Origin of the sequence: Actinomadura roseirufa (assembly GCF_900659635.1) — a bacterium.
Taxonomy (GTDB): domain Bacteria; phylum Actinomycetota; class Actinomycetes; order Streptosporangiales; family Streptosporangiaceae; genus Spirillospora; species Spirillospora roseirufa.
In genome coordinates this window covers 1-1,002 of sequence record NZ_CAACVB010000573.1, presented here as the reverse complement: position 1 = coordinate 1,002, position 1,002 = coordinate 1, and the positions used below count along the sequence as shown (strand labels likewise).

Here is a 1,002-nt window from a genome sequence, read left to right as displayed (position 1 = left end):
GGACGCACCGGCGGGCTCCTGCGGGCCCTGCCGGCCGCTGAACCGCCCGCGCCCCGTCCGCGTACCCCGAGGGTGAGCGCGGACACCGTCCCGGCGGCCGGACGGGCGCTGCGGCGCCAGGTCCGCCGCCGCGGGCCACCGGCCCGTCCGAGGGCGCTCGCCCGCTTCTAGCGAGCCTCCAGCGAGCGCCGTACGTCACCGGACACCGTGATCTTCGCGGCCTCCGGTCCCTTCCCGTACGTCTCGAACGGAGCTCTCCATGTCTTCCCCGATCACCGTCCGCCGCCTCACGGGCATCGCGTCCCTGGCCGCCCTGTCCCTCGTCGGGCTCGCCACGGCGGCGTCCGCGCACGTCACCGTCAATCCCGGGACCGCCGAGCAGGGCGGCTTCAGCAAGGTGTCGTTCCGGGTACCGAACGAGCGCCCCGACGCGGGCACCGTCAAGGTCCAGGTGGACCTGCCCGCCGACCACCCGATCGCGTTCGTGTCCGTCCGGCCCGTCCCCGGCTGGACGGTGAAGGTCGACAAGGCCAAGCTCAAGACCCCCCTGAAGATGGAGGGCAGCACGCTCACCGAGGCGGTCTCGCGGATCACCTGGTCCGGCGGCAAGATCGAGGCCGGGCAGTTCGAGGAGTTCGACGTCTCGCTGGGCCCGCTGCCCACCGACACCGACCGGCTGATGTTCAAGGCGGAGCAGACCTACTCGGGAGGCGAGGTCGTCAAGTGGGACCAGGATCCGGGCAACGGCCAGAACGAACCGGAGCACCCGGCGCCGACGCTCAAGCTGACGCCGAAGGGCGCGGTGCCGACGGTCGCCGCCGCGGCCCACTCGACGACGGTGCGTCCGGCCTCGGCGGACTCCGACGACGGCACGGCCCGCACGCTCGGCTGGACCGGCATCGGGGTCGGCGTGGCGGGCCTCGCGCTCGGCGGCTTCGGCCTGGCCCGCGGCCGGAGCCGGTCGTGACCGCCGCCCGCGGGGTCGCTCGCCCGCTCGCCCGG

The 1,002-nt window shown here is 74.8% G+C and carries 1 protein-coding gene; it reads left to right on the top strand.

Going from position 1 to position 1,002, the window contains the following annotated elements:
* The first annotated feature begins 259 nt into the window (after window positions 1-259).
* Complete coding sequence (locus tag E1291_RS41480) at window positions 260-967, top strand: YcnI family copper-binding membrane protein (RefSeq protein WP_131743484.1); 708 nt, start codon at window positions 260-262, stop codon at window positions 965-967.
* The last annotated feature ends 35 nt before the right edge of the window (window positions 968-1,002 follow it).